The sequence below is a fragment of the Syntrophorhabdaceae bacterium genome, from assembly GCA_036504895.1.
Classification (GTDB): Bacteria; Desulfobacterota; Syntrophorhabdia; order Syntrophorhabdales; family Syntrophorhabdaceae; genus PNOM01.
The window spans coordinates 25,492-32,731 of record DASXUJ010000115.1; the positions used below are offsets into that span (position 1 = coordinate 25,492).

Here is a 7,240-nt window from a genome sequence, read left to right on the forward strand (position 1 = left end):
TTCAAACAATCCGCAATAGTCCTCGCGCCATTGTATACTACAGTAATCAACGATACGGTTAACAACATAGCGCTCTTTTATACTGCGTCTCTTTCAACGAAATAATTATTCAAAACCAGCACATCCATCTTCGTACGAAGAAAGCAGTCCAATGCCTCCTTAGGCGTGCAAACTACAGGTTCATTTTCGTTAAAAGACGTATTGAGAACCATGGGCACGTGAGTAATTGCCTCGAATGCCTTAATAAGCCTATAGTACCGTGGATTTTGATCTTCTGTAACGCTTTGCAGACGGCCGGACCCATTTACGTGTGTTACGGCAGGTATAAAATTGCGTTTCGGTTCTCGAATCTGATATACCTGCAACATAAAAGGTACGTCATAGTCTGTCTCAAACCACTCCGCTACAGCCTCCCGTATTATAGACGGTGCGAAGGGTCGAAACGATTCGCGACGCTTGATCTTCACATTGAGAATATCCTTGATATTTGGCCGTCGCGGATCACAGACAATGGATCGATTCCCAAGGGCCCGCGGGCCCCACTCCATTCGGCCCTGAAACCAACCTACAATCTTACCTTCGGCTACACGTTGAGCTACCTCCCGGCACAGGGCTTCTTCGTCTTCAACTAAGGTTACCTCACATCCTTCCCTCTTGATCTCGGAACTTGCATTATCCAATTCACACATTATCTCTTTGTTGCCAAATTCTGGGCCGAAGTACGCGTGCTCCATGACAAACGATCGTGGTTTTCCCAATTCCTGATTCCACACGTGGAATGCTGCACCTATTGCGCCCCCTGCGTCGCCTGCCGCCGACTGTATGTACATATCTTTAAAGGGGCTCCTATTGAACACTTTACCGTTAGCCACGGAGTTCATGGCGCATCCACCAGAGAGACAGAGTGTCCTATTTCCAGTTTTTTCATATACATGATTAAGAAGATGAAAAAATGCATCTTCGTACATCTGCTGCAGAGAAGCTCCGAGATTCTTATGATATTCACTGATAGGTGAGTCCTTTCTTCGAGGCGGTCCAAGCAGATCTATCAGTTTATCCGAAAAAACGGTGCCAATCGTGGGCTCTCCCTTTTCCCAAACCATTGAGATTCCTTCCGAATGATGGACGAAGTAATCGAGACATAGTTCAAAACGTCCCTCCGGCCTAAGCTGCACCATCTCCTTCATTTTATTCATTTCACTGGGTTTACCATAAGGGGCTAGCCCCATCACTTTATACTCGTCTCCATAATACGGAAATCCTAAGAATTGCGTCATTGCAAGATAGAAGAGACCTAAAGAATGGGGAAAACTTACCTGATCATTCACTACTATCCGATTTCCGTCACCTATTCCCCACATGGTGCTCACAAAATCGCCGAATCCATCCACCGATACCACTGCGGCAGAGTCAAAAGGAGCAACGAAAAATGAGCTTGCAAGGTGAGCCAGATGATGCTCAACGTTGTGAATTTCAGCTCTGAGTTTTGAATTCTGGATATAAAATTCGGAGCATAAAACCGAGGCGATATCATAAACCTTGCTTGCATTAGTCAACCGGTTCTTTATAGCCCCCAAGCCGGGGCGCCTCGAAAAGGCGAAGAGTGCCTTTTTCAACATATGAGCACTCGGTCGCCGATTGATCGCAATATGATCAACTTCATCGATTCTAATCCCGGCGCTCCCCAAGCAATATTTTATTGCTTGAGTTGGAAATCCCGCCCAGTGTTTGATGCGTTTAAAACGCTCTTCCTCGGCAGCTGCGAGGAGCACGCCGTCAGCGAGGATGCAGGCCGAAGAATCGCCATGATATGCATTGAGACCAAGAATGACCATAATCCTCCTAAAACTGAAAATAGATAAATTGGCTCACTGGTTTTAAAAAAACAAATATGATGAACAGCATCGTGCTAACGGCTATAACCTCGCCCGTCTGTCTCACCCAAGGATTCTGAAGAACCGCAATTCTCGATTTTTTAAGGAAATACAGTCCGATCATACCTGCAGTAAAGACAAAAACGATCAGGTAGAAATTTTCACGAAAGCCCAATGTTCGATAGCGGGAAAATTGAAAAAGTTTCGAATAAAGAGCAAGAGTGTCTGCCAAATCGGCTGCCCTGAAGGGAATCCATCCCAGCATGACCAAGGAAACCGTTACACACCAACCTAACATTGACTGCAGTCCGGCCGGTATCCAGCCAAACTTGTTCTTGGCAATCCGGTACATATATATTAGAGTTGCATGCCATAATCCCCATAAGGCAAAATTCCAACTGGCACCGTGCCACAGACCCATAAGAAACCATGACAAGAAGAGGGGAAGCGTAAGTCCCCCGGATAAGTTTCGGCTCTTAACCCCGTCTGTCACAATGTCAATTCCACCCCTTGAACTATCTCTGAAGCTGTTTCCACTCAATGGAAGGTATAGATAGTCTCTAACCCATGACGACAACGTGATATGCCAGCCCTTCCAGAAATCGCGGGGTGAGATCGCCAAATAGGGCCAATTAAAGTTCTCCGGAAAATGAATACCCAGAAGACGGGCGGAACCGATGGCTATAAGACTGTATCCTGCAAAATCAAAATAAATTTGTAGGCCGAACCCAAACGCCATGGTCCACACATCCACCCCTCCCAATAATTCCGGCTTCATACCGAAGGCGTCATCGACCATAGGAGCCAGTTGATCGGCTAGTCCAACCTTCAAAAAAAGACCTGCGACAACAGCCTTAACGCCGGCCACTATATGGCTAACGCGAAACCTGGAACCGCGAAGAATTTGGTTGATAAGCTCATGTCCTCTTAAAATAGGTCCCGCAATCATGTGCGGCCAAAACATGACATACGTGAGATATACCTTAAAATCCCTCACGGGTCCCAGAACGCGTCGATAGATGTCGATGGTGTAACTCAGCGATACAAAGGTATAAAAACTAATTCCAAGGGGCAGGATTATCTTGCCTAAAGAGAACTGCCAGTCTCTTCCAAAAGCTTTTCCGATGAAAGCTACGTTGTCTGCTATGAAATATGTATATTTGAAGTAAGCGAGCAGACCCAGGTTAATAATTAGACTCACGATTAACCACGACCGCCTGCCCTTGCTGGTAGCCGCTCCTGCAATTCGCAAGGAGACAAAATAATCGACAAACGCCGAGAATATTATGAGGAAAACGAATTCAATACGCCAGAAGCCATAGAAGATGATACTGGCCCCTAGGCACAACCACCACCGCGCCCACAGGGGTAAACACCAGTAAAGCGCAACCGAAAGGACGAGAAATACTAAATAAGTTATCGAATTAAAGAACATTAAAACCTATGGCTTTGGCCATTTCAACAGACCCTTTACGTGTGGCAGCAACTCGTCGGCCACAATCCGGTGTCCCGGACCCCGAAAATGCATGAAATCAATGTCATCCTTGTGGTATGATCCCCATTTGTCGTCAGGCACAGCCCTCTCCAAATTCACTAAATGAGCCCCATAACGGTTTGCCATTATTGCCAATTCATCCTTCCATTCTTTATATTCCTGCAGGTTATAGGGAATCGGATGGTCCTGGCGTATGGGGGCGATATACATAAGGACAGGTATCTTCCTTCGACGGTAGTCCTCCAATATTGCCGAAAGAGCCTGCATATTAAAATTATATCGTGCCTTGATGATCTTTCTTTCCGAAGTAGGCTTTATACAGAATACCCAATTCCGAAAATAGTAGAGACCCACCAGGAAGTCCCCTTCAATCTTCGCTCTTTCAGCCCACAGGTGCCAATGACTGCTCATTTGTCGAGTAAGCCACGTTTCCACAGGTTTTTGAATGGTCCCTGTCAATATACCACTATCCTTTCCCTCCTTTTCCGGCATTGCGAATCGGTCTAATATGATTGCGCCCACTTTAGAGTTTCGCCGTATGCTTTCGATCAGGTCCGCTGATAAGATCTTAGAAAAATCTCGTCGTATTTTATCCTCGCGCAGATCATCAAATACTAATTCCATTATCAACCCACTCAAGGACGCGCGATCGCTCACAAATTGGCTAAGAATATAAAACTCTTGAAAATTCGCATTAGGAAGCGAAAAACCTAGTGGCTCGAAATAGTCCGGGTTATAACTAATTCGTAACCAATACGGCGCCAAATGATCACCCGGTTTGTATTGGTTGATATAATGAAGCTGAGAGTTTCCTAGCCATAGGACTCTCTGAATTCCTTGGCCCCGGACAGAAGGCCATTTCATCGTACAACATTCAAGAACGATACTTCTAATCTCATCCAAATTAGAGGCTGCAAACACCCGGCCTTTGTAAGATTCGCCTACCGCTGTATTTTCCTCACCCTTAGCAAAATTATTGAGATCAACACAGTTCCAAGAAAGCACAATCAGACCCACGATAGTAATCGCTAAAGATACCATCAACCCGATCAACTCCGTCAAATGGGAGACGGGTGCATGGCTGCTTATGTTCTTGGTCAACTGTTTCATAAAGATCAAAAGGAACGAGTCATCGTCTTTTCCAAAAATGCGACCGGGAAATCAATTAATTCACGCGCCCTGTTTTAACCACTTTAAGGTCCGATGCACCCCTTCTCGGTAATTGTAGGGAGCCGGGCCTGTAATATTGGAAGTTGGTGTCAGATCGTATACATATTCTGTCAAGATATTTTTAAGACGGAAGGACGACATTGGAAATCGCTTATAACCGATAGCCAATAATACATCCCCTAACCATGCCATCAACTTGATGAGGACATACGGAAGGTGCCTGATAGGCTCTCTTCCCAATTGATTGGCTATTTCATTCGCAAGGTCATAGAGGTCCAACGAGGTTTCATCTGCCACATAAAAAGTCTTCTTATTTACTAAAGCAGATTCAGCTGCCAAAAGCTTTTCAATCTGGAAAATAGCATTTTCTACATATCCCAACGAACGCTTATAATGGCCGCCACCGATGTGAAAATACCACCCACACTCGATGGCTTCAAAAAAATTCTTGTAAGGTTCCCTAAACCAAGGGCCCCAAATCGAAATTGGGCGTATGATAACCCATTCGAACGGTAATTCCTTTTCTCGCCGAATAATTTTCTCCATCTCAACTTTACTTTTCCCATAGGCCGTTGAAGGACTATAATCTGTTTCATGTTGCGGGATATAACCCATCTTGCATACTAGCAAAGTTGACGTGAATATCACGCGCTTTAATCGAGACAGCGGTTTCAAAACTTCTAGCAGATTGCTGGTTCCTTGGGTATTGTCGATGAATTCCTCGGCTGAAGTTTCGTAAACTCCTGTTTTTGCTGCCAAATGAACCACATGGGTAGGCTGAAATTCACCTATGAGTGAGGCCATCTGTGGCTTGTCGAGAATGTTGCACTTTTTCCAGTATCGTTGATGCTCTCGGTTTCGAGGAGCACTCTTGTCAATATTTAGGATCGACGCGCTCACCTGTGCAAGGTTTTCAATAAGATTTGTTCCAATAAAGCCGGAGCCGCCCGTTACCAGAATTCGCATATTTTTCCCCTATTCCGCTAGCATCCTTCTTCTGTTCATCCTATTCACGTCTCTTCATCCAAAGCTAGCGCTTTCCCAGAATCGAAGCCGGTTCGGAACCATCATTGAGGAAATCTGGTACAACATTTCCCAACTTCGGCGCCCTAACCCATGCTTTGGGACAGTGAAATTCAAATGAACTATTCTTTGTAAGATCCATGAAATATCTTGACCGCTTCAACAAGTTCTTGAATGGTTCTATTGACACACACGTCCCAGGAAAATAGGGCCGCTCGCGATTTGCTATTAGCCGACCTTTCCATTCTTTGGGACTTATCCAACGCTAAGGCGGATTGTATTGCTTTGGCAAGCATTACATGGTCTGCAGCCGAATAATACAGCGCGGTATCGGCATAGAATTCCGGCATGGGGTCAGTGTCTGTCGATACGGATATGCACCCATGCGACATGGCTTCAAGTACTACGTTGGGGCAGGCTTCAGCTCGACTTGTCATTACAAACACACTACAATTATGGTAACACCAGGACATTTGCATATCTGTCAGAGCTCCAGTCCAAACAACGCTGGAGACAACCCCGGATCTTTTCAGAATTTTTTCAAGTCTTGACTTATATGCCCCCATGCCAGGGTCTATAGATCCGGCTATAACAAGTTTAATACCCGGCACAGCGTCTAAAACTAGACCAAAGGCGGACAACAAGTCTTCCAGTCCTCGCGCGGGACGGATAGAACCGGCAGTAAAAATAAATCTTCTATCAACAATACACTCAAGGTTCAAAAACGCAGAGGAATGATATGGGGCGGTGGGGATATCCACTCCGTGGTACACCACCCCTATCTTTTCAGGCCTTAGGCCCCACTTATTTGTTAAAAATTCTTTCACGTGGCCAGAGACTGCAATAATTCTGTCGGCATCGATGCTTGCCTTTTTCGCAGAATGGGCTCTTCCAAAGTTTTTGATGACTTCACCAAACGGATTTCCACCGACTGGAACTCTTAGAGGCTCCATATTTCTTATCATAGAGACAATCGGCATTCGCGGAAAATAGGCGGAGCGCGCCGTAGGAATGAACACAACGTCAGGAGTCAATCTCTTGACCCGGTCCTTGACCCATTCGAATCCTCGCCTCTGATCGCCACTAGGCCAAGGTGCAACAGGAACTCCTCCAAGCTCACGGACAATCTCCGATTGCGGCGGTACGAGAACGGTCAACTCATCTACGGCAGGGTGCTTCTGAAGCAAGGGCAGAATTTTCCGTAAGTATTTCCGGTATCCACCACTTAGACCTCCATTTGTGAGATTTGCTAGCAGAAGTTTCATTTGGGCCGTACCTCTATAATGTGACGTGATACTCGCGGCGCCAAAGCTCAAACATAACAAGGCAGAACAAGCGACTTGCGTTGGAAAGACCTCTTATTTGCCCTTGAAGGAGCCCCGTGATGGCATCTCTGTTAAAGATTGCCTGATCGGCCGCCATGAGCACGTCGCTAGTGAATTCACTCCAGTCTCCCTTAAACCAGGTGTTTAATGGAAGAGAAAAACCTTGCTTGCGCCCAACATCGAAGCTGTCAGGCAGCAATCGTCTTGCGAGCCTCCTTAGTAATACCTTGCGAGTGTATGGGGTGACCCTAAGCCTATCGGGCAATCTGCCGAATCCGAATTCGAGCAATTCGCGAGCGAGAAAAGGCGTGCGTACCTCCAGGGAATGGAGCATGCTTGCCCTATCTATTTTC

The 7,240-nt window shown here is 46.0% G+C and carries 6 protein-coding genes; all 6 read right to left on the minus strand.

The window, feature by feature from the left end; genetic code table 11:
* Window positions 1–77: 77 nt before the first annotated feature.
* Window positions 78–1,835, minus strand: a complete 1,758-nt coding sequence (locus VGJ94_16640; protein HEY3278245.1) for a carbamoyltransferase C-terminal domain-containing protein — start codon at window positions 1,833–1,835, stop codon at window positions 78–80.
* A 7-nt stretch (window positions 1,836–1,842) separates the two neighbouring features.
* Window positions 1,843–3,075, minus strand: a complete 1,233-nt coding sequence (locus tag VGJ94_16645; GenBank protein ID HEY3278246.1) for an MBOAT family O-acyltransferase — start codon at window positions 3,073–3,075, stop codon at window positions 1,843–1,845.
* A gap of 240 nt (window positions 3,076–3,315) precedes the next feature.
* A complete protein-coding gene (locus tag VGJ94_16650) occupies window positions 3,316–4,479 on the minus strand; it encodes a hypothetical protein (protein HEY3278247.1) in 1,164 nt (387 codons plus the stop codon).
* A gap of 60 nt (window positions 4,480–4,539) precedes the next feature.
* Window positions 4,540–5,505: an NAD(P)-dependent oxidoreductase gene (locus VGJ94_16655; GenBank protein HEY3278248.1), complete on the minus strand. Its 966-nt coding sequence runs from the start codon at window positions 5,503–5,505 to the stop codon at window positions 4,540–4,542.
* Between the two features lie 179 nt (window positions 5,506–5,684).
* Window positions 5,685–6,827, minus strand: coding sequence for a glycosyltransferase family 1 protein (locus VGJ94_16660; protein ID HEY3278249.1), 1,143 nt, complete (start codon window positions 6,825–6,827; stop codon window positions 5,685–5,687).
* 13 nt (window positions 6,828–6,840) lie between these two features.
* A partial coding sequence (locus VGJ94_16665; protein ID HEY3278250.1) for an asparagine synthase-related protein occupies window positions 6,841–7,240 on the minus strand: 400 nt, incomplete at its 5' end.